Annotated in this window: 21 protein-coding genes; 5 read left to right on the top strand and 16 right to left on the bottom strand. The window is 67.0% G+C overall.

Going from position 1 to position 24,570, the window contains the following annotated elements:
- Positions 1–34: 34 nt before the first annotated feature.
- A complete protein-coding gene (locus tag A6F68_RS06790; RefSeq protein WP_067677695.1) occupies positions 35–559 on the top strand; it encodes a hypothetical protein in 525 nt (174 codons plus the stop codon).
- A 137-nt stretch (positions 560–696) separates the two neighbouring features.
- Complete coding sequence (locus A6F68_RS06795; protein WP_067677699.1) at positions 697–2,067, top strand: DEAD/DEAH box helicase; 1,371 nt, start codon at positions 697–699, stop codon at positions 2,065–2,067.
- 6 nt (positions 2,068–2,073) lie between these two features.
- Here the strand turns inward: A6F68_RS06795 and ligD are convergent, their stop codons facing one another.
- The 3 genes from ligD to A6F68_RS06810 all read right to left on the bottom strand — a co-directional run bounded on the left by ligD (position 2,074) and on the right by A6F68_RS06810 (position 7,824).
- Positions 2,074–4,590 (bottom strand): DNA ligase D, encoded by a 2,517-nt coding sequence (gene ligD, locus A6F68_RS06800; RefSeq protein ID WP_067677704.1) that lies wholly within the window; start codon positions 4,588–4,590, stop codon positions 2,074–2,076.
- A gap of 3 nt (positions 4,591–4,593) precedes the next feature.
- Positions 4,594–5,448 (bottom strand): non-homologous end joining protein Ku, encoded by an 855-nt coding sequence (gene ku, locus A6F68_RS06805; RefSeq protein WP_067677707.1) that lies wholly within the window; start codon positions 5,446–5,448, stop codon positions 4,594–4,596.
- 69 nt (positions 5,449–5,517) lie between these two features.
- Positions 5,518–7,824, bottom strand: a complete 2,307-nt coding sequence (locus A6F68_RS06810; protein ID WP_067677710.1) for an ATP-dependent helicase — start codon at positions 7,822–7,824, stop codon at positions 5,518–5,520.
- 108 nt (positions 7,825–7,932) lie between these two features.
- Between A6F68_RS06810 and A6F68_RS06815 the strand changes: the two genes are divergently transcribed.
- On the top strand, positions 7,933–8,550 hold the full coding sequence (locus A6F68_RS06815; protein ID WP_067677713.1) for a hypothetical protein: 618 nt from the start codon (positions 7,933–7,935) through the stop codon (positions 8,548–8,550).
- A gap of 56 nt (positions 8,551–8,606) precedes the next feature.
- Here the strand turns inward: A6F68_RS06815 and rsmD are convergent, their stop codons facing one another.
- From rsmD to A6F68_RS06830, 3 genes are read right to left on the bottom strand one after another with little or no spacing between them, the layout of a single operon-like run.
- Positions 8,607–9,152, bottom strand: a complete 546-nt coding sequence (gene rsmD / locus A6F68_RS06820; protein WP_067677716.1) for a 16S rRNA (guanine(966)-N(2))-methyltransferase RsmD — start codon at positions 9,150–9,152, stop codon at positions 8,607–8,609.
- Positions 9,149–9,901: a pseudouridine synthase gene (locus A6F68_RS06825; RefSeq protein WP_067677719.1), complete on the bottom strand. Its 753-nt coding sequence runs from the start codon at positions 9,899–9,901 to the stop codon at positions 9,149–9,151. The genes rsmD and A6F68_RS06825 overlap by 4 nt, the downstream gene beginning before the upstream one ends.
- Before the next feature lie 17 nt (positions 9,902–9,918).
- A complete protein-coding gene (locus tag A6F68_RS06830) occupies positions 9,919–11,076 on the bottom strand; it encodes an aromatic ring-hydroxylating oxygenase subunit alpha (RefSeq protein ID WP_067677722.1) in 1,158 nt (385 codons plus the stop codon).
- A 74-nt stretch (positions 11,077–11,150) separates the two neighbouring features.
- Between A6F68_RS06830 and A6F68_RS06835 the strand changes: the two genes are divergently transcribed.
- On the top strand, positions 11,151–12,869 hold the full coding sequence (locus A6F68_RS06835) for an AmpG family muropeptide MFS transporter (RefSeq protein ID WP_067677725.1): 1,719 nt from the start codon (positions 11,151–11,153) through the stop codon (positions 12,867–12,869).
- Here A6F68_RS06835 and A6F68_RS06840 read toward each other — a convergent pair whose 3' ends face one another.
- The 10 genes from A6F68_RS06840 to radC all read right to left on the bottom strand — a co-directional run bounded on the left by A6F68_RS06840 (position 12,870) and on the right by radC (position 21,266).
- Positions 12,870–14,162, bottom strand: a complete 1,293-nt coding sequence (locus A6F68_RS06840) for a bifunctional folylpolyglutamate synthase/dihydrofolate synthase (protein WP_067677727.1) — start codon at positions 14,160–14,162, stop codon at positions 12,870–12,872.
- Between the two features lie 160 nt (positions 14,163–14,322).
- Positions 14,323–15,171: an acetyl-CoA carboxylase, carboxyltransferase subunit beta gene (gene accD, locus A6F68_RS06845; protein WP_067677730.1), complete on the bottom strand. Its 849-nt coding sequence runs from the start codon at positions 15,169–15,171 to the stop codon at positions 14,323–14,325.
- Entirely contained in the window at positions 15,168–15,977 is an 810-nt protein-coding gene (trpA, locus tag A6F68_RS06850) for a tryptophan synthase subunit alpha (protein ID WP_074428290.1), read from the bottom strand. The genes accD and trpA overlap by 4 nt, the downstream gene beginning before the upstream one ends.
- Positions 15,974–16,168, bottom strand: coding sequence for a hypothetical protein (locus A6F68_RS14865; protein WP_084001743.1), 195 nt, complete (start codon positions 16,166–16,168; stop codon positions 15,974–15,976). The genes trpA and A6F68_RS14865 overlap by 4 nt, the downstream gene beginning before the upstream one ends.
- The gene (gene trpB / locus A6F68_RS06855; protein WP_084001744.1) at positions 16,165–17,409 is read right to left on the bottom strand and encodes a tryptophan synthase subunit beta; all 1,245 of its coding nucleotides are present in this window, start codon (positions 17,407–17,409) and stop codon (positions 16,165–16,167) included. The genes A6F68_RS14865 and trpB overlap by 4 nt, the downstream gene beginning before the upstream one ends.
- Positions 17,410–17,458: 49 nt before the next feature.
- Entirely contained in the window at positions 17,459–18,094 is a 636-nt protein-coding gene (locus A6F68_RS06860) for a phosphoribosylanthranilate isomerase (RefSeq protein WP_067677733.1), read from the bottom strand.
- A 4-nt stretch (positions 18,095–18,098) separates the two neighbouring features.
- The gene (pyrF, locus tag A6F68_RS06865) at positions 18,099–18,773 is read right to left on the bottom strand and encodes an orotidine-5'-phosphate decarboxylase (protein WP_067677736.1); all 675 of its coding nucleotides are present in this window, start codon (positions 18,771–18,773) and stop codon (positions 18,099–18,101) included.
- Positions 18,770–19,150, bottom strand: coding sequence for a hypothetical protein (locus A6F68_RS06870; RefSeq protein WP_067677739.1), 381 nt, complete (start codon positions 19,148–19,150; stop codon positions 18,770–18,772). The genes pyrF and A6F68_RS06870 overlap by 4 nt, the downstream gene beginning before the upstream one ends.
- 75 nt (positions 19,151–19,225) lie before the next feature.
- Entirely contained in the window at positions 19,226–20,539 is a 1,314-nt protein-coding gene (gene purB, locus A6F68_RS06875; protein ID WP_067677746.1) for an adenylosuccinate lyase, read from the bottom strand.
- Positions 20,540–20,588: 49 nt separating this feature from the next.
- Positions 20,589–21,266 (bottom strand): RadC family protein, encoded by a 678-nt coding sequence (gene radC / locus A6F68_RS06880; protein WP_067677749.1) that lies wholly within the window; start codon positions 21,264–21,266, stop codon positions 20,589–20,591.
- A gap of 92 nt (positions 21,267–21,358) precedes the next feature.
- On the opposite strand from radC, the gene A6F68_RS06885 reads away from it, so the two are divergent.
- Positions 21,359–24,568 carry an intermembrane phospholipid transport YdbH family protein gene (locus A6F68_RS06885; RefSeq protein WP_067677752.1) on the top strand — a complete coding sequence of 1,070 codons (3,210 nt, stop codon included), beginning with the start codon at positions 21,359–21,361 and terminating at the stop codon, positions 24,566–24,568.
- The last annotated feature ends 2 nt before the right edge of the window (positions 24,569–24,570 follow it).

Below are 24,570 nucleotides of genomic sequence, written 5' to 3' on the forward strand. Positions count from 1 at the left end.
TGCGCTATCCGCACAGACGACCGCCGACCAGACAATGCACCCGTCGTTCGCCCTCCTCGCCCCGCTGGCGCTCCTCGTTCCCACGCTGGGAGCCAGCGAATCAGCGCCTGAACCGGTCGCGGTCGAGCGCGAGGCCATCGAAGTCGTCGATTTTGTCGACGGTGTGAATGTCAGGCAGGTACGGATCGAGCAGCGGGTGACGATCCGCATCGCGCCGCGCGATCCCGCGATTCGCCCGTCCATGCTGGCCGAAATGGCGCCCGATGCCGCAGCCCCGGCCAAGCTCAGCGAGCGCAAGATGGGCAAATGCGTGCCGGTTTCGGGCATTGCCGCGGTGCAGGCCGACGCAGGCGGCAGGCTGCTGCTGTTCATGCGCGACCAGCGGCTGGTGGCGGCCAGCCTCGAAAAGGCGTGCCATGCGCGCGATTTCTATTCGGGCTTTTACCTCGAGCGGACGGGCGACGGCCTGCTCTGCATCGAGCGCGACAAGCTCCACTCGCGCGCCGGGGCAAGCTGTGCGATCAGCCGGATGCGCCAGCTCGTCGCCACCGACGACTGATCGGGCCGGTCAGGTCGTCCGCCAACCTTGACTTTCGCCCCCTTTGCGCGCAGGGGCGCGCGCGGAACGTGACGGGTGTCTTATCCGTATACGCTTCGGGCGCTCGCCGCCCACACAACCCGGAAATCCTTATCAGCATGACCTTCGCCGATCTCGGCCTCTCTCCCGAATTGCTCAAGGCGGTCGAAGCGGCCGGCTATACCGAGCCCACGCCTATCCAGGCGCAGGCGATCCCGCCGGTCCTGATGATGAAGGACATCATCGGTATCGCCCAGACCGGAACCGGCAAGACCGCCAGCTTCGTGCTGCCGATGATCGACATCATGAGCCACGGCCGCCGCCGCGCGCTGATGCCGCGCAGCCTGATTCTCGAGCCGACGCGCGAGCTTGCCGCGCAGGTGGCCGAGAACTTCGAGAAGTACGGCAAGAACCACGACCTCAAGATGGCGCTGCTGATCGGCGGCGTGCAGATGGGCGACCAGCTGAAGGCGCTGAACGAAGGCGTCGACATCCTGATCGCCACGCCGGGCCGGCTGATGGACCTGTTCGAGCGCGGCAAGATCCTGCTCACCGGCTGCGAACTCCTCGTGATCGACGAGGCCGACCGGATGCTCGACATGGGGTTCATCCCCGACATCGAATTCATCTGCTCGAAGCTTCCGGAAACGCGCCAGACAATGCTGTTCTCGGCGACGATGCCCAAGCCGATCGAGAACCTGGCGAAGAAGTTCCTCACCAATCCCAAGCGGATCGAGGTGAGCCGCGCGGCATCGACCAACGAGAACATCACCGCGTTCAAGGTGCCGGTGAAGTCCCGCGCCAAGCGCGAGACGCTGCGCTGGCTGCTGAAGAACGACCTCGTCGAAACCGCGATCATCTTCGCCAACCGCAAAACCACCGTTCGCGAGGTCAACAAGAGCCTGCAGAGCCACGGTTTCCGCTCGAGCGAGATCCACGGCGACATGGACCAGGCGAGCCGGATTAAGGAACTCGACCGGTTCAAGAGCGGCGAAGTGAACATCCTCGTCGCGTCCGATGTCGCCGCGCGCGGGCTCGACATCAAGGGGGTGAGCCACGTGTTCAACTTCGACACGCCGTGGCACCCCGACGACTACGTCCACCGCATCGGACGGACGGGCCGCGCGGGCGCCAAGGGCCGTGCCTTCACGTTCGTCGCCGAAGACGATGCCGAAGCGATCGAGAACGTCGAGAAGCTGACCAAGGCGACGATCCCGGTGTTCGGCAAGAAGGACGTGCGGGTCGAACTGAAAGCGCCCGAGCCGCAGGAAGAGCGTGAGGAGCAGGCCGAACGCGCGCCTCGCCGCGAGCGCGAAGAGCAAACGGAGCGCCCGCGCCGCGAGCGCGAACCCCGCGCCGAGCGTGCGCCCCGCGCCGAACGCCCGCGCCGCGACGATCGCCCCCGCCGCGACCACGACGACGGGCCGCCGTTGCAGCCTGGCGAATGGAACGGCCCGCGTCCGAGCTTCCTCGACGTGGGGTTCGGCTGATCGGGCTCAGTACTCGGGCAGGCTCTGCTCGGCGAAGCCCCATCCGGCCAAGGCCTTGGACCCCGCACGGTCCAGCAGGCGCTTTGCGTCGTCGATGCTGAAGGGGTGGGCGTTGTCCATCGTCTTGAGCTCGTTCCATGCGATCGGAACCGCGACCGGTGCGCCGCTGCGTGCGCGGGCCGAATAGGGCAGGACCGCGGTCGACCCGCGCTGGTTGCGCAGCCAGTCGATGAAGATCTTGCCCTTGCGCTTGGCCTTGCTCATCGTCGCGACGAACCGATCGGGCTCGGCGAGCGACAGGGCTTCGGCGAAGTGCCGCGCGAAATCCTTGTGCTCATCCCATGAATGGCCAGTCGAAAGCGGCACGACGACGTGCACGCCCTTTCCGCCCGACAGCATCGCGAAGCTGACGAGGCCCATATCGGCGAGCCGGTCGCGGATGTCGGTCGCTGCGGTCTTCACGTCGTCGAACCCGAGACCCTCGTCCGGGTCGAGGTCGAAGATCATCCGGTCGGGCATTTCCACTGCATCGCTGCGCGCAGCCCAGCCGTGGAATTCGATCGTGCCCATCTGCACGCATTGCAGGAGCCCGCGCAGGTCTTCGACGTAGAGGTAGTCCTCGCTCCCGCCATCCTTTTCGCGGATCGGAACGTGGTGCACCGCGTCGCCGAAACTGCCGCTGTCGTGCTTCTGGAAGAAGCATTTCTTCGCGCGGCCCTGCGGACACCGGACGAGGCTGATGGGGCGGCGCGCTGCGAACGGCAGCATTATCGGCGCTACGGCCGCGTAGTAGTCGGCCAGATCGCCCTTGGTCTGGCCGCTGTCGGGAAATATCACGCGCTCGCGGCTGGAAATCGCGACCGGCTCGTCTTCCTCGGGCGCAGGCGCCGCCTTCTCGGGCACGACATCGGCCGACTTCTTGTCGCCCCGCAATCCCACGAAGCTGCCGTGACGCACGTTTCCGTCGGCGGTGAATTCGGCGAATGCGATCTCGGCGACGAGCTTGGGCGACACCCAGGTTACCCCGCGCGCCGAAGTCCTGTCGACCTCGACCGGCGCGGTCTTGCGTTCGAGCGGCCGCAATCTCTTCGCCAGGTCGTCCATCGTCGTCGCATCGAATCCGGTGCCGACGTTGCCTTTATAGACGAGCTTGTCCCCTTCGTTCTGGGCGAGGAGCAGTGACGCGAACGGGCGGCCCTTCGCGCTCGACTTCTTCCAGCCGACGATAACGAACTCCTGCCGCCGGGTGCATTTCACTTTCACCCAGGATTTCGACCGGCGGCTCGCGTAAGTTCCATCGATCGTCTTGGAGATGATCCCTTCCTGTCCCGCATCGCACATAGTGCGATAGAGCTTCTCGCCCGCTCCGATGACGTGGTCGGCGACGTGGATCGGCGCGTCGGCGGTGCCGAGCAGCGCTTCGAGACGCTCCTTCCTTTCGATGTTGGGCAGTGCGGCAAGGTCCTCTCCGCCAAGCTCGAGCAGGTCGAACGCGTGGAATTCCAGCGCATCGCCCGCCTTCTGGGCACCGTGCCCGCGCTTGAGAACGGCCTGCAGTGCCGAGAAGCTGGGGTTCCCGTCGCCGTCGGTGGCGACGATCTCGCCATCGATCAGCGAGGGCGGAAGGTCGAGCGCGGCGATCGCCTTCACGAGCGGGGAGAACTTGTCGGTCCAGTCCTTGCCGTTGCGGGTATAGACGCGCACGTCCTTGCCCTTGACCGCGACGAGCGCGCGGTATCCGTCGAACTTAATCTCGTGCATCCAGCGGTTTCCGGACGGCACGTCGTCGACCAGGGTGGCCAGCTGCGGCTTGCGGAACTTCGGCAAGGGCGCCGATCGACCGGCCTTGCGCTTGCGGGACTTGCCCGCATTGTGCGCCGCCGCCTTTTCCATCTGGGCGAGGAAAGCGTCGTCCTTCTTGCCGGCGAGCGAGTACTCGCCGGCCTTGTCGGCCGCGATCTCTGCCATGGATCGCCCGGTCAGCACGCTGGTGAGCTCGCGCTCGACAAGGCCGTCGCCTTCCTGCGCGTGTTCGTCGGCGATCTTGCGCAGCAACCAGTTCTCGCGCTTCTCGCCGGGCCGCGGCTTGAGGCGGATCAGCAGCCACTCGCCCTTCATCCGTTCTCCGTCGAGCGTGAAGTGCAGGTGCCCCTTGTCGAGGTCCTTTGCGCTTTTCCCCGCGATCGGCGCCCATGTGCCCCGGTCCCACAGCATCACCGTGCCGCCGCCGTATTCGCCCTTCGGGATCGTGCCTTCGAACTCGGCGTAGGACATCGGGTGATCCTCTGTCCGCACCGCGAGCCGCTTGATGTCAGGGTCGGGCGAGGGCCCTTTGGTGACCGCCCAGCTTTTCAGCACGCCATCGACCTCGATACGAAAGTCCCAGTGCAGGCGGGTCGCATCGTGCTTCTGGACGATGAAAAGGTCGCCGCCGGCGCTGCTCTCGGCCTTGCCCGCCGGTTCGGGCGTCTTCCCGAAGTCGCGCTTGGCGTTGTATTCGGACAGGGGGTCGCGGCGCGCCATGGATCAGGCCGACTTGCGCCGCTTCGCCGGTTCCTTGGCCGATGCCTTCTTCGCCGGGGCCGCCTTTTCGCTGCCGACCGACTTCTTGAGCGCCGCCATCAGGTCGATCACGTTGCCCGATCCCTTGCCCGCGGGCTTCCCTGCATCCTCGATGATCTTCTTGCCCGATTTCGACTTGGCCTTCTTGTCGATCAGCTTGCGCAGGCCATCGACATAGCGATCGTGGAACTCGCTCGCGTCGAAGGGAGCCGATTTCTTGTCGATCAGCGTCGTCGCGAGATCGAGCAGCTCGGCATCGGGCTTCTTGTCGTCGATGTCGGAGAAGAACGACTGGCCCTTGCGGACCTCGTCGGCATAGCGCAGCGTTTCGAGCAGCAGTCCCTTGCCGCACGGCTTGATCGCGACGAGCTTTTCGCTGCCTCGCACTGACAGTTGGCCGAGCCCGACCTTCTTCGCCTTTCGCAGCGCCTCGCGCAGGACCACGAATGCCTCTTCCGCAAGATCGTCCTGCGGCGCGACGTAGTAGGGCTTGTCGTAATAGAGCGGGTCGATCTCGCACGCGTCGACGAACTGGACCAGCTCCAGCGTGCGCTTGCTCTCGATCTTGACCGCCTCGATCTCGTCGTCCTCGAGGAGGACGTAATTGCCCTTCGAGACTTCGTATCCCTTGATGATCTCGTCGCGGTCGACCGGCCCGATGCCCGGCACCACCTTTTCATAGGCGATGCGCTTGCCGCTCGGCTCGTGGATCTGGTTGAAACTGATCTTCGCACCCGACTTGGTGGCGCTGTAGATTTCGACCGGGATCGAAACGAGCGCCAGCCGGATCTGGCCTTGCCAGAATGCCCTTGCAGCCATGGGAGCCTCCTTTTCGCCCGAGTCAGCGAACGGGGGGCCGATTGGTTTCAGCCGCGCGAAACTACGCCGTCACGCGGCGGTGACGAAACTGTCGATCACCCGCTTGCGGCCCGCCTGTTCGAACTCGATTTCCAGCTTGTTGCCTTCCTGGCCCAGCACCTCGCCGTAACCGAACTTGTCGTGGAACACGCGCTGGCCGATCGCGATGTCGGCCCGGGGCTTGGCGGCGAAGCTGGCGGCACTGCGGGTGTTTTCCTTCACGCGGTGCGGCGTGGAATCGTAACCGGTGGTCAGCGCCCGCTGCCATCCGGGGCCGCGGGTCAGGGTGCGCGCGGGCTGGGCGCGGGCGAGGTGCGCGAAGGGATCGTCGTGCTCGCTCATCTGCGCGCGCCAGAGGCTGGCGCCGCCGGTCAGGGTGGTTTCCTCGGTCACGTGATCCGCCGGCAGCTCTCCGACGAACCGGCTGGGAATGCTGCTCGTCCACTGACCGTAGATGCGGCGGTTGGCAGCATGGAGGATCGTGCAGCGGCGGCGCGCACGAGTGATCGCGACGTAGGCGAGCCGACGTTCTTCCTCCAGCGAAGCCAGCCCACCCTCGTCGAGCGCGCGTTGACTTGGGAACACGCCTTCCTCCCACCCAGGCAGGAACAGGTGGTCGAATTCGAGCCCCTTCGCGGCGTGGATGGTCATGATCGTGACCTTCTCGCCATCGTCGGCGCGGTCGTTGTCCATCACCAGCGCGACATGCTCGAGGAAGTCCTGGAGGGTGTCGTATTCCTCCATCGCGCGCGCAAGCTCGCTGAGGTTCTCGAGACGCCCGGCGGCCTCGGCGCTCTTTTCCGCCTTGAGCATCGCTTCGTAGCCGCTCTCGGCGAGCACGGTGCGGATCAGCTCGGCCGGAACCGTCGTTTCGGCCATGTCGCGCCAGCGCAGGAACTGGCCCATCAAACCCGCGATCGTGCCGCGCGCGCGGGGCGGCAGCTCGTCGGTGTCCGCCAGTTGCAGCGAAGCGGCGGCAAGCGGCAGACCGGTGGCGCGCGCATGGCGGTGCATCTGCTCCAGCGTCTTGGCGCCGAGCCCGCGCTTCGGCTGGTTGTAGATCCGCTCGAACGCAAGGTCGTCCGCGGGCTGGGCGATGACGCGCAAGTAGGCGAGCGCGTCGCGGATTTCGGCGCGCTCGTAAAAGCGGAAGCCGCCGACGATGCGATAGTTGAGGCCGATCTGGATGAAGCGGTCCTCGAACTCGCGGGTCTGGTACTGCGCCCGCACGAGGATCGCGACCTGGTCGAGACCCGCCCCCTCGCGCTCCAGCCGCTCGATCTCCTCGCCGACGCGGCGGGCTTCCTCGGGCCCGTCCCACACCCCGATCACGCGGACCTTTTCGCCGGCCGGCACTTCGGTCCACAGCGTCTTGCCGAGCCGCTCGCTGTTGGCATTGATGAGGCCCGATGCGGCGGCGAGGATGTGCGGGGTCGAGCGATAGTTCTGCTCAAGCTTGATCACCGCCGCGCCGGGGAAATCCTTTTCGAATTTGAGGATGTTGGCGACCTCGGCCCCGCGCCACGAGTAGATCGACTGGTCGTCGTCCCCCACCACGCAGATGTTCTTGCGCTCCTGCGCGAGGAGCCGGAGCCAGAGGTACTGGACCTGATTGGTGTCCTGGTACTCGTCGACGAGGATGTACTTGAAGCGCTGCTGGTACTGCTGGAGCACTTCCCGGTGCGACCGGAACACATTGAGCATGTGGAGCAGCAGGTCGCCGAAATCGCAGGCGTTGAGCGCCTTCAACCGCTCCTGGTAGCGAGCGTAGAATTCCTGCCCCTTGCCGTTGGCGTAAGCCTCGTTCTCCACCGCATCGAGGTCTTGCGGGTTGAGCCCGCGGTTCTTCCAGCGGTCGATCAGGCCGGCGAGCTGGCGCGCGGGCCAGCGCTTTTCGTCGAGCCCGGCCTCAACGATCATCGCCTTCAGCAGACGCAACTGGTCGTCGGTGTCGATGATCGTGTAGTTGGCCTGCAGCCCGACAAGCTCGGCATGGCGGCGCAGCATCTTGGCCCCGATCGAGTGGAAGGTGCCTAGCCACGGCATACCCTCCACGGCTTGGCCGATATGCCGCCCCACGCGCTCGCGCATCTCGCGCGCGGCCTTGTTGGTGAAGGTGACGCAGAGAATCTCGCTCGGCCACGCGAGCCGCATCGCGACGAGGTGTGCAAGGCGTGCGGTGAGTGCCGCAGTCTTGCCCGTACCCGCGCCGGCAAGCATCAGCACCGGGCCTTCGGTGGTCAGCACCGCTTGCTGCTGTGGCGCGTTAAGTCCTTGCGCATACGCGGGAATATCGCCTCGATCGGCGTTTGCGGGAAGGGCGGTTTCGGAATTCATGGCGGACGTGAACAGCTAGGGAACATCGACCCTGGGCGCAAGGGCATGGCGGAACCGGCAGCAAGACCCGTGCGTATTCAGCGCAATAGCCATCTCGGAGAGTATGACATGAAGACGTTGATTCTCGCCGGCGCTGCCGCGCTGGCCATTGCCGCCCCCGCCGCCGCGCAGGACGTTGCCGTTACCGCCGACGGTCAGGTCTATGTCCTGACCCAGCCGCAGCAGGTCGTGTATGATGCCTGGCCGGCAGAGCGCCAGACGCTCTACACTAGCTGGCCCTATAACTATCAGACCTACTACTGGACGCTCAGCGAGCCGCAGCAGAATGGCTGGTGGCTGCTGACCGACGAACAGCGCGCCAAGGTCTATGCGATGACGCCGGAAGAGCGTTTCGCCGCCTGGGCCGCGATCGAGAACCAGCTTGCCTCGATGCCGTCTGCCAACGCTTCGGCCACCGCAATGGCCGCGACCACAGCGGCGGCCACCAATGCAGTCGTGGGCAGCCCGCGTTTCGTGAGCAACTCGGTGGTCCAGACCACCCCGGCGTTGACCAACGCCACTGCCAAGACCGAATATCCGCCCTGCAAGGGCGACATGCAGGACAGCTGCATCAACCCGCGCGAAGCCGGGCTGAACTACGGCAACCGCCCCCTCAATTACTGGCCGGGGAAGCCCGCCAGCGAGATCCCGGGCAAGAAGCCGATGAAGACCTCGGCGTCGATGTAACCGCCGCCAGGACGGCAAGCGAGAGGGGCGCTACCCAGGCGGGTGGCGCCCCTTTCCTATTGCTCCAGACGAAGAAGCCGGATGGTCGCCTTGCCGACCTTGCGTTCGGCTTCCATGGCAAGCCCCCGGACCGCCAGATCCTCCTTCGCACCCGTTTCTACTGCGATCCATGTCGCCGGGCCGATCCAGCCGAGCCTCAGCAGCCGGTCGAGCGCGACACCCGCAGCGCCGGTACCATAGGGCGGGTCGAGAAGGAGCAAATCATGCTGCACCTTTGCCGGACCCAGGCTCATCACCGATCCTGCCGAGACCGTCGCACGCGTGCGCGCATCCAGCGCGGCGACATTCGCGCGGATCGTGTCGAGTGCCGCCTTGTCCTGCTCGACAAAAAGACACGAAGCCGCGCCGCGCGACAATGCCTCGAGCCCGAGCGCGCCCGATCCGGCGAAAAGGTCGGCGACAGTGAGCCCCTCGAAGCTTCCGACGCGGCTCACGAGCATGTTGAACATGGTTTCGCGCGTGCGATCAGCAGTCGGCCGGGTCGCCTCGCCCTTCGGTGCGACGAGCTTGCGACCGCGCCATTCCCCGGCGACGACCCTCATTTGCGAAGGCTCTTGCGCAGCCTCTCGACCTGAACCTGCGGAATCTCGGCGACAGCGCCTCGCGGCAGGTCGCCCAGGTTGAAAGGACCATAGCCCACGCGCAGCAGGCGGCTGACCTGCAGGCCAAGATATTCGAGCACCCGGCGCACCTCGCGATTCTTGCCCTCGGTCAGCGTGAGCAGAATCCACTGGTTGCGGCCCTTTCCGCCGTCCAGGTCCGCCTCGATCTTGCCGTAGCGTACCCCGTCGATCTCGACGCCTTCGATCAGCTCGTCGAGCTGCGACTGGCTGACATCGCCGAACGCGCGCGCGCGGTAGGTGCGCGGCACGTTGGAAGCCGGCAGTTCGAGCGCGCGCTTCAGCTCGCCATCGTTGGTGAGAAGCAGCAGCCCTTCGGTGTTGAGGTCGAGCCGGCCGACCGGCATCACCCGGGGTGCGCCTTTCGGCAATGCATTGCGCAATGCAGTGTAGATCGTCGGGCGGCCCCGCGGATCGCGCTCGGCGGTGATCAGGCCGGACGGCTTGTGAAAGGCGAAGACGCGCGCCGGCTCGGCCTGCGCCACCGGCTTGCCGTCGACGCTCACGCCCTTGAGGTTGGGGATGATCGTCGCGGGAGTATCCAGCACCTTGCCATCAATCGCCACGCGACCGTCGGCGATCATCCGCTCGACCTCGCGGCGGCTCGCGACGCCTGCGCGCGCAAGCAGCTTGGCGATGCGTTCGCCTTGCGGTTTGGTTTCGGGGGGCATGGCGCGCAACTAGGCGCTCAATTGGCCGCGCGCAACGCCTCGCTGACGGTCTCGTGGAAGCGGGAAATGCCGCCCTCCAGCGTGCCGATGGTGAGGTGCGGTACCACGCCGGTCGAAAGGCCCTGTTGGCCGAGCTCTGCGGCGCGGAAGTCCTCGCCCGCGAAGACCCCGCCGTCGAGCAGCGCCCACGAGCGTTCCCAATGGTCGCGCGCCTTGTCGGTCGCGGGCGGCTCGGGGATCAGCATGAAATCCTCGACCAGCGTCCCGTCGACCGCCTGCGGCCACAGCGCCATCACGTTGATGTAGTCGGGGCTGGCGATCACGATAGTCGCGGGGAGAAGCTGGTAGGCATAGGTCACCCGGCGGCGCAGCGCGGTCATGTCGGTCAGGTCGACCCCGTCGAGTTCGTCGACCCTGCCCACGGCACTGCGCGCATGCGGGCCGATCATGTCGCCGCTCGTCACTCCGTCCTTGAAGAACGGTCCGATCGTCTTCGCGTGCAGGCGGGTGACGTGGTAGCTTTCGAGGAATGCGTCCATGATCAGCTTCCAGTTTCCCGCGACGCTGTGCGTCTTGCGGCGGAACAGGAAGTGTTCGGGCGTGCCGAACGCCGCCATGTCCGCGCCGAGCGTGTCGGCGAGCGCGAAATCGGCGTGCTCGACCGGCGAATACCAGATGAGGCCCCCGGCCTCGCGGCTCGGCAATTCGACGAGGTGGTAATCGCTTTTGTCGAGTCCCGGGAAGCTGTCGGGGCGGGGCAGGGCGAGCAAGGCCCCGTCGAGCCGGTAGGTCCATGCATGGTAGGGACACACCAACCGCGCGGTGCACTCCGCCTCGCCGCCTTCGACCAGCCGGGTGCCGCGGTGGCGGCAGACGTTCAGGAAAACGTGAATCGCGCCTGCCTTGTCGCGCGTCACCAGCAAGGGTCGCCCGGTGAGGTCGTGCGGCACCGCCATGCCCGGTTCGGGCAGGAGTGCGCTCGGCATGAGAACGCTCGGCACGCGATCGAACAGCGCGGACTTCTCGCGCGCGAAGTGATCGGGGTCGGTGTAGACCGACGCAGGCACAGTCGTGATCCCGCTCGAAGGGCGCTCCTCGCCGCGCGCGAGAGCCTCGGCCAGCGCAAGTTGCCCGTCGGTCGGGCGTTTTCCACGGAGCGTTACGGCCTCGTTCATGGCGACGCTTCCTTATTCCTCTTCCCGCGCTAAGTGTCGCACGAAACGAGGGTCACGGGAAGGACGCACAGGGAATGGCGGAAGAGGCAGTCGCGAAGAAGCCGTCGAGCTGGCGTATCCTGGGGCGTGCGCTGAACAACCGCAAGACCGGCTTCATGCTGCTCTTCGGGTTCGCCAGCGGACTGCCCTTCGCTCTGTTCCTGGGCACGCTCTATGCCTGGCTGACCGAGGCCGAGGTCGATCTCGAGACGATGGGCGTCTTCAGCCTCATCGGGCTGGCCTATGCCTTCCAGTTCCTCTGGTCGCCGCTGATCGACAAGGTCGACATCCCGGGCTTCCGCAAGCTTGGCAAGCGCAAGCAGTGGATCGTGCCGGCGCAGCTCATTCTGGGCGCGATCCTCGTGACGATGAGCCTGCTCGACCCGCGTTCCGCGCTCGGCATGTTCTCTCTGCTTGCCGGGATCGGCGCGTTCGCTTCGGCGACGCAGGACATCGCGATCAACGCCTGGCGCATCGACGTGGCGGACGAGGAAGCGACGCTCGATATCCTCTCGACGATCTACCAGATGGGTTACCGCCTTTCATCGCTCGTCGGCGGCGCGCTGGGCCTCGTCATCGCGGCACGGATCGGCTGGCCCCAGACATATGCCTTGATGGGGGTGATCCTGCTCGCGATCGGCTTCGTCGGCCTGTGGGCGCCCGATTCCGGGATGCGCACCGCGGCCGAACAGGATGCCTACGACGAGACACTGGCCGAGCTGAACCGCGCAGGCGAGATCGCGCCGGGAGTGCGCGCGAAGGCGCTCGCGGTGGTCGCGGCGCTGTGGGCCGGAGCGATCGGCGTGGTTCTGGTATTCATGGTCCAGTCGCTGACCAGCGCGCCCGAGGACCGGCCCAATCCCACCGACTTCACGCTCAACTTCGGACCGTGGATCATCGTCGCGACCGTCGTCCTTCCCGCGCTCGTCGCCGGGTGGCTGGCAGGCCAGAAGAGGAAGGGTGTCAACGTGCTCGCCGAGGATCTCGACGGGCGCAGCGGCTTCGTGGTCGACCACCTTTATCGCGCGCTGCTGTTGCCGCTCGTAGAGTTCGTCGGGCGGCTGGGTTGGTCGCTCGTGCTGATCATGGCGGTGGTGCTCACCTATCGCATCTGCGACGCGATCTGGGGCACCTTCGCCTACCCGTTCTACCTCGGCGAACTGCAGTACACCAACGACCAGGTGGCCTTCGCCTCGAAGTTCTTCGGGGTCGGCGCGATCGTGCTGGGCCTTGCGCTGGGCGGGTGGATGCTGACCGTGATCGGGCGCATGGCGACGCTGCTGATCGGCGGGATTCTCGCTGCACTCACCAACCTGCTCTACGCCGACATGGCGGTGGGTGGTCTCCGGATGGAGGCGGTAAGCAACGCGATCGGCCTCACCAATCTCGTCGCGGGCGCGGGAGCGGACCCGAAGCTCGCCAAGCTGATGGTGACGATCGGCGGCGAGAACCTCGCCATCGGCATCGCCGGCGCCGCCTACATCGCCTGGCTCTCGTCGATCGTGTCGAAGCAGTACGCCGCGGTGCAGTATGCCTTGCTGTCGTCGCTGACCCTGCTGATCGGCACGATCGGCCGCGGCGCCTTGGGCGAGATGATCGAGGATCGCGGGTTCTACGACGTCTTCATCCTCACCACCTGGATCGGCCTTGGCGCGGTGGTCCTCGTCGTGCTGGAGTGGTGGCGCCAGAAGCGCATGGGCCGCGACGCCGGCGTGGTCGCTCCCGAGGCAGGGCAGCCGGTTCCAGCCGAATAGTCAGTCGGGAAGTTCGCCGTTCGCGCGCAGGACCTCGCCCGCGAGGTAGAGCGAACCGGCGATCAGCACCGGAAGGCCATCGTCCGGCAAGGCCGCGAGTGCTGCCGCCACGTCGGGCGCCTCGGCAACCCCGTCACCGAACGCTGCGGCCGAGTGATGGTCGTGACCGGGGACCGGCACGACAGTGATGCTGGCCAGGCTGGGTCCCAGCGGACCGGTCAGCGCCGCCGGGTTCTTGTTGGCCAGCATCCCGATGACAAGATGGATCCGCCTCCCGGCGAAATGCCACGCCAGCATCTCCCCGGCATCCGGGTTGTGCCCGCCATCGAGCCAGACCTCGCGCGTGCCGGACAGCGGGCCCGCGGCGACGCGGTGCATCCGGCCCGGCCACACCGCATGCGTGGCGCCCCGCTCCATCGCGGAGGGCGACACGGTCAGCACTTCTTGGTGCCGCAGCATGGCGACCGCCAGCGCGCAATTCGCGTACTGATGCTCCCCACGAAGCGCCGGGCGCGGAAGGCTCAGTTCGCCCTGCGTGTCGCGATAGGACAGCCGATCCCCGGTGCCGTGGCCGAAATGCCACCAGCGCCCTGCATCGCGTAGCGGCGCGCCCACCCGCTCGGCCTGCTCGGCGATCGTTTCGTGCACGAGGTCGTCGTAGTTGAGGGTGACCAGGGGGACGCCGGGCTTGGAGATGCCGGCCTTCTCGAACGCGATGCGGGCGATCGGAACGTCCGGGGTGCCTTGCTCGGGCGCAAGCAGGAAACGCTCGTGGTCGATACCCAGGCTGGCGATCCCGCACACCGCGGGGCGCGGTATCACGTTCGTCGCATCGAACCGCCCGCCGAGCCCGACTTCGACCACGCAGGCGTCGGCCGGAACCCGCGCGAACTCGGTGAAGGCGGCGGCGATGGTGACCTCGAAGAAGCTCGGCTGGAGGTCGGCGCCCGCATCGAGCACTTCGCCGAGTACCGCCGCGAGGCGCGCGTCGGAGATCAGCTCGCCCGCGACACGGATGCGTTCGTTGTAGCGCACCAGGTGCGGGCTGGTGGTGACATGAACCTTATACCCTTCCGCCTCCAGCATCGCGCGCAGGTAGGCGCAGGTCGATCCCTTGCCGTTGGTCCCGGCGACGTGGAACACCGGCGGCAGGCTAAGGTGCGGATCGCCGAGGCGGGCGAGCAGCGCGCGGATCGTATCCAGCCCGAGCCGGCCCTGCGGCACCGACAGCTCTGCCAACCGGTCGAGCTGCGCCTGGACCGCCGGGTCGGAGGAGGTCGCGAAGTCTTTCACGTCATGCTCCGTGCAGATCGAAAGGCGACACTAAAGCGACACCAAAACCGAACCGCAACTTGTTGTAATCCAACGACATGCCGAAAATGCAGGGTGCGATGACGGCCGGTCTCCCAAGCACGAGGCACACCCTGTAGGAAAGCGAATTCTCCTGGCGCGGTTACGCCGCCTTCTTCGGCGCGAGGTAGTCAATCAGCGTCGCCAGCGTCGCCTTCAGGTCCTTCCGCTCGACCACCATGTCGACCATGCCGTGCTTGTGCAGGTATTCGGCGCGCTGGAAGCCTTCGGGGAGCTGTTCGCGGATCGTGTCCTGGATCACGCGCTGTCCGGCAAAGCCGATGAGCGCGCCGGGCTCGGCGATGTGCACGTCGCCCAGCATGGCGTAGCTCGCGGTGACGCCGCCGGTCGTTGGGTCGGTCAGGACGACGATGTAGGGCAGGCCCGCGGCCCTGAGGCGCCGGGTCATGACGGTCGCCTTGGGCATCTGCATCAGGCTGAGGATGCCTTCCTGCATCCGCGCGCCGCCTGCGGCTGTGACGACGATGTAGGGGCACTTGCGGGTGAGCGCGCGCTCGGCGCCCGCACAGAACGCCGTGCCCACGGCCATCCCCATGCTGCCGCCCATGAAGGTGAAGTCCTGCACCCCGACCACCGCGGGGCGACCGTCGATCACGCCCGAGCCGACGCTGAATGCGTCCTGATGCGCGTTGGACGCACGCGCCTTCTTGAGACGGTCGGTGTACTTCGAAGTGTCCTTGAACTTGAGCGGATCTTCCTTGACCTCTGGCTGGGGCAGCAGGTCGAATCCTGCGTCGAGCAGCAACGCCAGCCGGGTATCGGCGTTGATCCGCCCGTGATGGTCGCAGCGCGGGCAGACGTGGAGGTTCTCTTCGTACTCCTTGACGAAGAGCATTTCCTGGCAACTCGGACACTTGATCCAAAGGTTGTCGGGCGTTTCGCGCTTGGCGACGAACGGGAGCGAATTGCGGACGCGGCTGAGCCAGCTCATGCGGGTACTCTCCGTGACGAGTGAACGGCTTCTGCTAGGGAAGCGGTCAGCGCCTGTATGTGTTCCGGCGCGTTGGCGCCATGCTTCTCGCACAGCTCGACGAGCGCCGAGCCGACTACGACGCCGTCCGCCACCCTAGCGATGGCGGCGGCCTGCTCGGGGGTGCGCACGCCGAAGCCGACCGCGATCGGCAGGTCGGTCGCCTCCTTCAGCCGCGCGACCGCGCCGGCGATCGATGCGGTCGCCGCCTGCTGCAGCCCGGTGATCCCGGCGACCGAGACGTAATAGACGAACCCAGACGATCCATTCAGCACGGTCGGTAGCCGCGCCGCGTCGGTGGTCGGGGTGGCGAGGCGGATCAGGTCGATCCCTTCGGCGCGCAGCGCGGGGCCGAGCGCGTCGTCCTCCTCGGGCGGAATGTCGACGCAGATCACCCCGTCGACGCCGCAGCCTTTCGCTTCGGCGGCGAACCACTCGGGTCCGCGGCGGATCATCGGGTTGGCATAGCCCATCAGCACCAGCGGCACTTCCGGGTGGCGCTCGCGGAACTCGTTGGCGATCATCAGCACGTCGCGCGTGGTAGTGCCCGCGCCCAGACTACGCAGGTTCGCCGCCTGGATCGCCGGGCCGTCGGCCATCGGGTCGGTGAACGGCATGCCCAGCTCGATCACGTCCGCACCCCCCGCGACCAGCGCGTCGAGATTGGCCGCGGTGTCGCCGTCGCCCGCGGTGATGAACGCGACGAAGGCGGGGCGGCGAATCCCTTCGGGTGATTTTTGGACGAAGGCGGAGGCGAGGCGGATCAAAAGAACCTTCTCCGCACCAACCATCCAACTGCAAGAACCGCAGCCAGCGTCGTATTATACGTGATCTGGGTTTCCTGGATGTCCCACGAGGCGAAGTTGAGGCCATGCTGGAAGAGCAAATTGATGATCGTGAAAATGATCATCATCAGCGCAAAGTCGGCTAGGGCGCCTGCAACGGTTCCTTGCTTCACATCTCAACTCCCAGCGCATCCGCCACGGTGAAGATGTCCTTGTCCCCCCGCCCACACAGGTTGGCGAGGATCACCGCGTCGCGATCCATCTCCTTCGCGCGCTTGGCGACGGCGGCGATGGCGTGGCTGGGTTCGAGGGCGGGGATGATGCCCTCGGTGCGGCAGAGGAGCTGGAAGGCGTCCAATGCCTCGTCGTCGGTCACCGCGGTGTACTCTACCCGGCCGATGTCCTTGAGCCACGCGTGCTCCGGCCCGATACCGGGGTAGTCGAGGCCGGCGCTGATCGAGTGCGCCTCGGCGATCTGGCCGTCCTCGTCCTGCAGCAGGTAGGTCTTGTTGCCGTGAAGCACCCCCGGCGCGCCGCCCGCGAGGCTGGCGGCGTGCTGTTTGTCGAGCCCGTGCCCCGCCGCCTCGACGCCGAGCATCTTAACGTCGGCGTCGTCGAGGAACGGGTGGAACAGCCCGATCGCGTTGCTGCCCCCGCCGATCGCCGCGACGAGCAGGTCGGGCAGACAGCCCGTCCGCGACAACATCTGCTCGCGCGCTTCCTTGCCGATCACGCTCTGGAAGTCGCGCACGAGCTCGGGGTAGGGATGCGGGCCGGCTGCGGTGCCGATGATGTAGAACGTGTCCTCGACGTTCGCGACCCAGTGGCGCAGCGCCTCGTTCATCGCGTCCTTCAGCGTCGCCGCGCCGCTGGTGACCGGGATCACCTCCGCGCCCAAGAGCTTCATGCGGAACACGTTGGGCTGCTGGCGGGAAACGTCGGTCGCGCCCATGAAGATCGTGCAGGGCAGGCCGAACCGCGCGCAGACGGTGGCGGTGGCGACGCCGTGCTGGCCCGCGCCGGTCTCGGCGATGATCTTCGTCTTGCCCATGCGGATCGCGAGCAGGATCTGGCCGATGCAGTTGTTGATCTTGTGCGCGCCGGTGTGGTTGAGCTCGTCGCGCTTGAACCACACCTGCGCCCCGCCCAGCGCCTCGGTCAGCCGCTCGGCGAAATAGAGCGGGCTGGGGCGGCCTACGTAGTGTTCGAGCAGGTCGTCGAACTGCGCCTGGAAAGCCGGATCGGCCTTCGCCGCGCGATAGGCGCTCTCCAGCTCGAGGATCAGCGGCATCAACGTTTCGGCGACGTAGCGGCCGCCATAGTCGCCGAAATGCCCGCGCGAGTCTGGCATCTGGCGAAAGCTGTTCGCTTTCGCGGGGGGCTGGTTGCCGAATGAATTGGGGTTCGTTGCCATTGCGCGCTCCCCTTGGCGCTGTCGCGCCGCCGAGTCGAGATAGAATGGCTCAGGCCGCGCGAACCGCCTCGATGAAGGCGCGGATCTTGCCCACGTCCTTGACCCCCGGCGCGCTCTCGAGGCCGCTCGATGCGTCGAGCAGTTCGGCGCCCGAAATGCGGACGGCCTCGCCCACATTGTCCGGCGTCAGCCCCCCGGCGAGGCCCCAAGGAATCTCGTGACAGAAGCCGGCGAGCAGGGTCCAGTCGATCGCCACCCCGTTGCCGCCCGGCAGCACGCCCGGGGCGGCGTCGTAGAGCAGGCGGTGCGCCGCACCCTTGAAGCGGAGCGCATTCTTGAGCGAGTCGGCGCTTTTTACGCCGATCGCCTTCCAGATTTCCTCCTTCACCGCGCCCTTGAGCATCCCCAGCCACTGCGCGGTCTCGCCGCCGTGGAACTGGACGACATCGGGCTTCACCGCATCGACCATCTGCGCGGTCGGGATCGGCTGCTCGTTGACCAGCAGCAGCACGACCTTCGTCGTCGGCGGGATGCGCATGCGCAGCTTCACCGCCTGATCGACCGGCACATAGCGCGGGCTGGGCGGATAGAGGTTGAGGCCGATGTAGTCGGCGCCCGCATCCACCGCGGCGTCGACCGTTTCGGGCGTGGTCAGCCCGCATACCTTCACGAGTCTTCTGGTCATGATGCTACAGCGTCGCCTCGATCGCGCGGGCGGCCGTCACCGGATCTTCGGCGCGGCTGATCGGCCGGCCCACGACGAGCACGCTCGCCCCGTCGTCGCGCGCCTTGCGCGGGGTGACGACGCGTTTCTGGTCGCCGATCTTGCCCTCCGGCAGCCGCAGGCCCGGCACCACGAAGAAGCCGTGCTTCCACTGCTTGTGCACCGCGGCGACCTCGTGACCCGAGCAGACGATCCCGTCGAGCCCGGCGGCCTCGGAAAGCTCCGCCAGCCGCATGACCTGGTCGTGCGCCGAACCCTGAACCCCCGTGCGGGCCAGGTCGCGTTCGTCGAGGCTGGTCAGCAGGGTCACGCCGACGACCTTGCAGTGCTCGCCCGCGGCGGCCTTCGCGTCTTCCATCATCGCCCTTCCGCCGCTTGCGTGGACGGTGACGATCGCCGGCTCGAGCACGTGAATCGACTGCATCGCGCCTGCGACGGTGTTGGGAATGTCGTGCAGCTTGAGGTCGAGGAAGATCGGCAGGCCGACATGCGCGATCTCGTGGACGCCGTGGTGGCCGTGTGCGCAGAAGAACTCGAGCCCGAGCTTGATGCCCCCGACGTGCGCCTTGACCCGGGTCGCGAGTGCTTTTGCATCCTCGAGCCGGGGCAGGTCGAGCGCGAGGTAGACGGGATTGCTCACGGCTGGCGGTCGTCCCGGTCGAGCGGGCCGTCATCCGGGTCCGGGCGCGGCGGGGTCGGCACGGACGCAACGACAGGGGCGGTGTCGACCGGCGCGGCAGTCGCGGGTGCGGTGGTCGCCGGCGGGGCAACCGCGGCGCTGCGCGCGGCGGACTCGAGACCCGAGATGCGCCGCTGGAGCCGCCACTTGGTACCGCGATGGATCAGCCACATCGGTACGAGGCCGAGCAGGAACGAGACGATGACCAGCGCGGGCACTTTCGTCTCGAGGACCAGGTTCTCCCAGATCTGCACTTCGACCGGCTTCCAGTTGAAGAAGCTGAAGCCGAGAAGGACCACGAGCAGCAGAGCCCAGGCGATGGTGCGGATGATCTGCATTGCGGCGTGGCTCCCCGTTCTGGCCGTTGGTGCGGGCTTAACCGCGAAGGTCTCGCAAGGGAAGGGTGGGGCGCCTCAGCTCCCGAACACCCGCGCGAAGATCGTGTCGACGTGCTTGAAATGGTATTCGAGGTCAAATTTCTCCTCGAGCGCCTCGGCGGATAGCGCGGCGGCGACTTCGGCGTCGGCCTTGAGCAAGTCGAGCAGCGACAGCGCGCCGTCGCTCTCCCACACCTTCATCGCGTTGCGCTGGACGAGGCGGTAGGCATCCTCACGGCTCACGCCCGCCTGGGTGAGAGCCAGAAGCACCCGCTGCGAGTGGACGAGGCCGCCCATCCGGTCGAGGTTCTTCTGCATCCGCTCAGGGTACACGAGCAGCTTGTCGACGACGCCGGTCAGCCGCGCGAGCGCGAAGTCGAGCGTGATGGTGGCGTCGGGCCCGATGAACCGCTCGACCGAGGAGTGGCTGATATCGCGCTCGTGCCACAGGGCGACGTTCTCGAGCGCGGGCAGGGCATAGGCGCGGATCATGCGGGCCTGGCCGGTGAGGTTCTCGGTCAGGATGGGGTTGCGCTTGTGCGGCATCGCCGAAGAGCCCTTCTGCCCGGGCGAGAAGTACTCCTCCGCTTCGAGCACTTCGGTGCGCTGGAGGTGGCGGATTTCGACCGCCAGCCGCTCGATCGAGCCGGCGATCACCGCGAGCGTGGCGAAGTACATCGCGTGCCGATCGCGCGGGATGACCTGCGTCGACACCGGCTCGACCGCGAGGCCGAGCCGCTCCGCGACATGCGCCTCCACTTCGGGCGAGACGTTGGCGAACGTACCGACCGCGCCCGAAATCGCGCAGGTCGCGATCTCGCGGCGCGCATGGATCAGCCGTTCGCGGCACCGCGCGAACTCGGCATAGGCCTGCGCGAGCTTGAGGCCGAAGGTCACCGGCTCGGCATGGATGCCGTGGCTGCGGCCGATGGTGGGGGTGTACTTGTGCTCCTCCGCGCGGCGCTTGATGGCAGCCAGCAGCAGGTCGAGGTCTTCCAGCAGCAGGTCGCTCGCCTTGGCAAGCTGCACCGCCAGCGTCGTGTCGAGCACGTCGGAACTGGTCATGCCTTGGTGCATGAAGCGCGCTTCGTCGCCGACCTGCTCGGCGACCCAGGTGAGGAAGGCGATCACGTCGTGCTTGGTCACCGCCTCGATCGCGTCGATCGCGGGGACGTCGATCTTCGGATCGGTCGCCCACCAGTCCCACAGCGCCTTCGCCGCGCTCTCGGGAACGACGCCGAGCTCGCCCAGCTTCTCGGTCGCGTGCGCCTCGATCTCGAACCAGATGCGATAACGCGCCTCCGGCTCCCAGATCGCGGTCATGGCGGGGCGGGCGTAGCGGGGGACCATCTGAGACTCCGGTTGGGCGTTGCGCGGAGCCGCTACGGGTGCGGGGCCGCTATATCAACCCCTTCGCCTTCAGGCTCGCATGGCCCTGGCGGCCGACGATCACGTGGTCGTGGACGACGATGCCGAGCAGGCGACCGGCCTCGGCGATGCGCCGGGTGATCTCGATGTCCGCGCGGCTCGGCTCGGGATTGCCGCTCGGATGGTTGTGGACGAGGATCAGGGCGGTCGCCCCCACGTCGAGCGCCTTGCGCACGACCTCGCGCGGGTGGATCGCCGCTTCGTCGATCGATCCGTCGCCCACGTGATGGTCGACGATCAGACGGTTGCGCGTATCGAGGTAGAGCACGCGCACGCGTTCGACCGTCAGGTGCGCCATGTCGATGGTGAGATAGTCGATCAGCGCCTGCCAGCTTCCGAGCACCGGCTTGTCCTGGACCTCGTTCCTCGCCATGCGCCGCGCGGCGAGGGCCACGGCCTTCAGCGCGGCCGCTCCGCCTTCGCCCATGCCCTTGACCTGCTGGATCGCGCCCGGCTCGGCGTTCAGCACAGCATTGAGCGATCCGAACCGGGCCAAAAGAGCCTTGGCGAGCGGCTTGGTGTCGCCACGCGGGTTGGCGGCAAAGAGCAGGAATTCGAGTATCTCGTAGTCGGCGAGCGCCTCCGCCCCGCCGTTGAGCAAGCGCTCCCGCAGGCGCGCGCGGTGCCCCGCATGGCCGCCGTCGGGCATTTTCCCTTCAGCCTGCGGCAACCTTTCCCCCGTCACTGCGTTGACTTAGCTGCGCAATGCCTGCGGGCGCGCGCGCACGCAAGTGGGGGTTAATGGCCGAGGGTACCGGCGAAGTCGAACAGGTTGCCCCGGCCCGGCACCGCCGGCGCTGGCCGCGCGTGCTCGCGATCATCGCAATCTCCTTGTTGGTGGCACTGGCCGCCCTCTGGTTCTCGCGTGAGCGGATCGCGGGCAATTTCATCGCGGGGCAGCTGCGCGAATATGACATCCCCGCGACCTACGAGATCGAGCGCATCGGGCCCGACCGCCAGGTCCTCACGAACATCGTTGTCGGCGACCCCGACAACCCTGACCTGACCATCGAGCGCGCCGAAGTCGCGATCCGCTACAGGCTCGGCACGCCCACGCTGGGGCGCATCACGCTCGTACGTCCGCGCCTGTTCGGCACGCTGCGCGGGGGAACGCTGAGCTTCGGGAGCCTCGACAAGGCGCTGTTCCGCGACACCGGCGAACCTCCCGGCCTCCCGGCGCTGGATCTGCGGCTGGTCGATGGCCGCGCGCTGATAGAAAGCGACTTCGGACCGATCGGCATAAAGGCCGACGGTACGGGACCGATCGACGACGGTTTCTCCGGAATACTCGCGGTCGCGGCGCCTCGCCTCGACGGCGGGGGGTGCGAGGCACAAGGTGCGAGCCTTTATGGCAAAGTGACCACTTCGGCGGGCAAGCCAACGGTCGAGGGACCCCTGCGAGTCCGTGCCCTCGAATGCCGCGATCAGGGTATCCGCCTCGCCGATGCGGCGATCGCGCTCGATGCGACGATGGACAAGGACCTTGCCGGCGTCGAGGGCGACGGGCGTATCGCTACCGGTGTGCTCGCGGCGGCCGGCACGCGCGCGAACGGGGTCAACGGCACGGTCCGCGCGGTCTGGCGCAACGATGCGCTGACTGCGCGCTATTCGCTCGCGGCGAGAGGGTTCGCGCATCCGCAAGCGCAAGCAGCGCTCCTTACCGCTAAAGGCACCGTCCGTGGGCGAAACGGCTTCGAAACGCTGGAAGCGCAGGCCGATATCGAAGGCAACGGCGTGCGCATGGGCGACGGGCTCGACCGGATGCTCGCCGAGGCGGCGCGTTCGGCACAGGGCACGCTGCTCGCGCCGCTCGTGGCGCAGGCCCGCACGGCCCTGGCGCGCGAAGGCAGGGCGAGCAGTCTGGTTGCCTCGTTGTCGGCCCGGCGCACGGGCGAGGTGACCAGCGTCCAGATCCCCGAAGCCACTCTTCGCGGTGGCAGCGGGGCCACGCTGCTGGCGCTGAGCCGCGTGCAGGTGACCACGACCGCCAACGGGCTGCCGCGCCTGTCGGGCAACCTCGCCAGTGGCGGGAATGGCTTGCCCCGCATCGTCGGGCGGATGGAGCGGGCCCCGGGCGGTAATGCGGTTCTGAGGCTGCGCATGGCCGAATACTCGGCAGGCGGCAGTGCCCTGTCGATCCCCGAACTGGTTCTGGCGCAGGCCCCGGACGGCGCTCTCGGCTTCTCGGGACAGGCCGTCGCCAGCGGGCCGCTTCCGGGGGGATCGACCCGCAACCTCGCCTTGCCGATCAGCGGCAACTATTCGGCACGCGGCGGGCTGGCCTTGTGGAATCGCTGCATCGACGTGCGCTTCGATAGCCTCGCGCTCGCTTCCTTGAGCCTCGAGCGACGCGGCCTGACGCTGTGCCCGAGCCGCGGCCAGCCGATCGTTCGGCAGGACGGTCGCGGCTTGCGCATCGCGGCGGGAATGCCCTCGCTCGATCTTGCCGGAAGGCTGGCGGACACGCCGATCCGCCTGCGCAGCGGCCCGGTCGGTTTCGCATATCCGGGGGCCATGAGCGCACGGGCAGTCGATGTCAGCCTCGGCCCGGCATCGACCGCGAGCACGTTCCGGATATCGAACCTGACCGCTACGTTCGGCACGGATATCGCCGGCCGCTTCGAGGATGCCGACATCCGCCTGTTCCAGGTGCCGATGAACCTCGAGAACACCAACGGGTCCTGGCGCTACGCGGGCGGGGTTCTGACGGTGGCCGACACGAGTTTCCGGCTGGTCGATCGCCAGGCGGCGCCGCGGTTCAACCCGCTCGTGGCCGATGATGGACGGCTGACGCTTCAGGACAACGTGATCCGGGCGGAGGCGACGCTCAAGGAGCCGGCCTCGCAGCGCGCGGTGACCGCGGTCGATATCGTGCACAATCTCGCCACCGGCACGGGCCACGCGGACCTTGCGGTCAACGACCTGCTGTTCGACCGCAACCTCCAGCCCGATACGCTCAGCCCGCTGGCTCTGGGCGTCATCGCCAACGCGCGGGGAACCGTTCGCGGGACCGGCCGCATCGACTGGACGGAAGGCGGGGTGACGAGCCGCGGCACGTTCACCAGCGACTCGCTCGATTTCGCCGCCGCGTTCGGACCGGTGAAGGGGGCCAGCGGAACCATCGAGTTCACCGACCTCCTGAGCCTGACGACGGCGCCCAACCAGCGGATACGGATCGCGTCGGTCAATCCGGGGATCGAGGTGGGCGACGGCGAACTCGTCTTCGCGCTCCGCGATGGCCAGTTCCTCGGGGTCGAAGGGGCTACCTGGCCCTTCATGGGCGGGACGCTCACCTTGCGCTCGACGAGCCTCAACCTCGGCACGAGCGAGGAGCGGCGCTACGTCTTCGAGATCGAGGGGCTCGAGGCCGCGCAGTTCGTGCAACGGATGGAACTGTCGAACATTGCTGCCACCGGAACGTTCGACGGCACCATCCCGATCGTATTCGACACTGATGGCAACGGGCGGATCGAGGGAGGGTTGTTGATCGCACGGCCGCCGGGGGGCAATGTCTCCTACGTCGGCGAACTCACGCGCGAAGACCTCGGCACCATGGCGAATTTCGCCTTCGATGCGCTGAAATCGCTCGATTACAGGCAGATGTCGATCGCGATGGACGGCAGCCTCACCGGCGAAATCGTGACCAAGGTGCGCTTCGACGGGGTCAAGCAGGGCGCCGATGCCAAGCGCAACTTCATCACCAGGCGGTTCGAGAACCTGCCGATCCGCTTCAATCTCAACATCACCGCGCCGTTCTACCAGCTGATAACCTCGATCAAGTCGATGTACGATCCGGCATCGGTACGCGACCCGCGTGAACTCGGCCTGTTGACGGACGATGGCCGCGTCCTGCAGCGCGCCGTCAGCCCGGCACCCCCGGCGGTGAAGCCCGAAGACATTATCCCCGACCAACCGCCTGTTCAGACCTCGGAAAGCGAGAAAAAGCCATGATG

Origin of the sequence: Tsuneonella dongtanensis, from assembly GCF_001698205.1 — a bacterium.
Classification (GTDB): Bacteria; Pseudomonadota; Alphaproteobacteria; order Sphingomonadales; family Sphingomonadaceae; genus Tsuneonella; species Tsuneonella dongtanensis.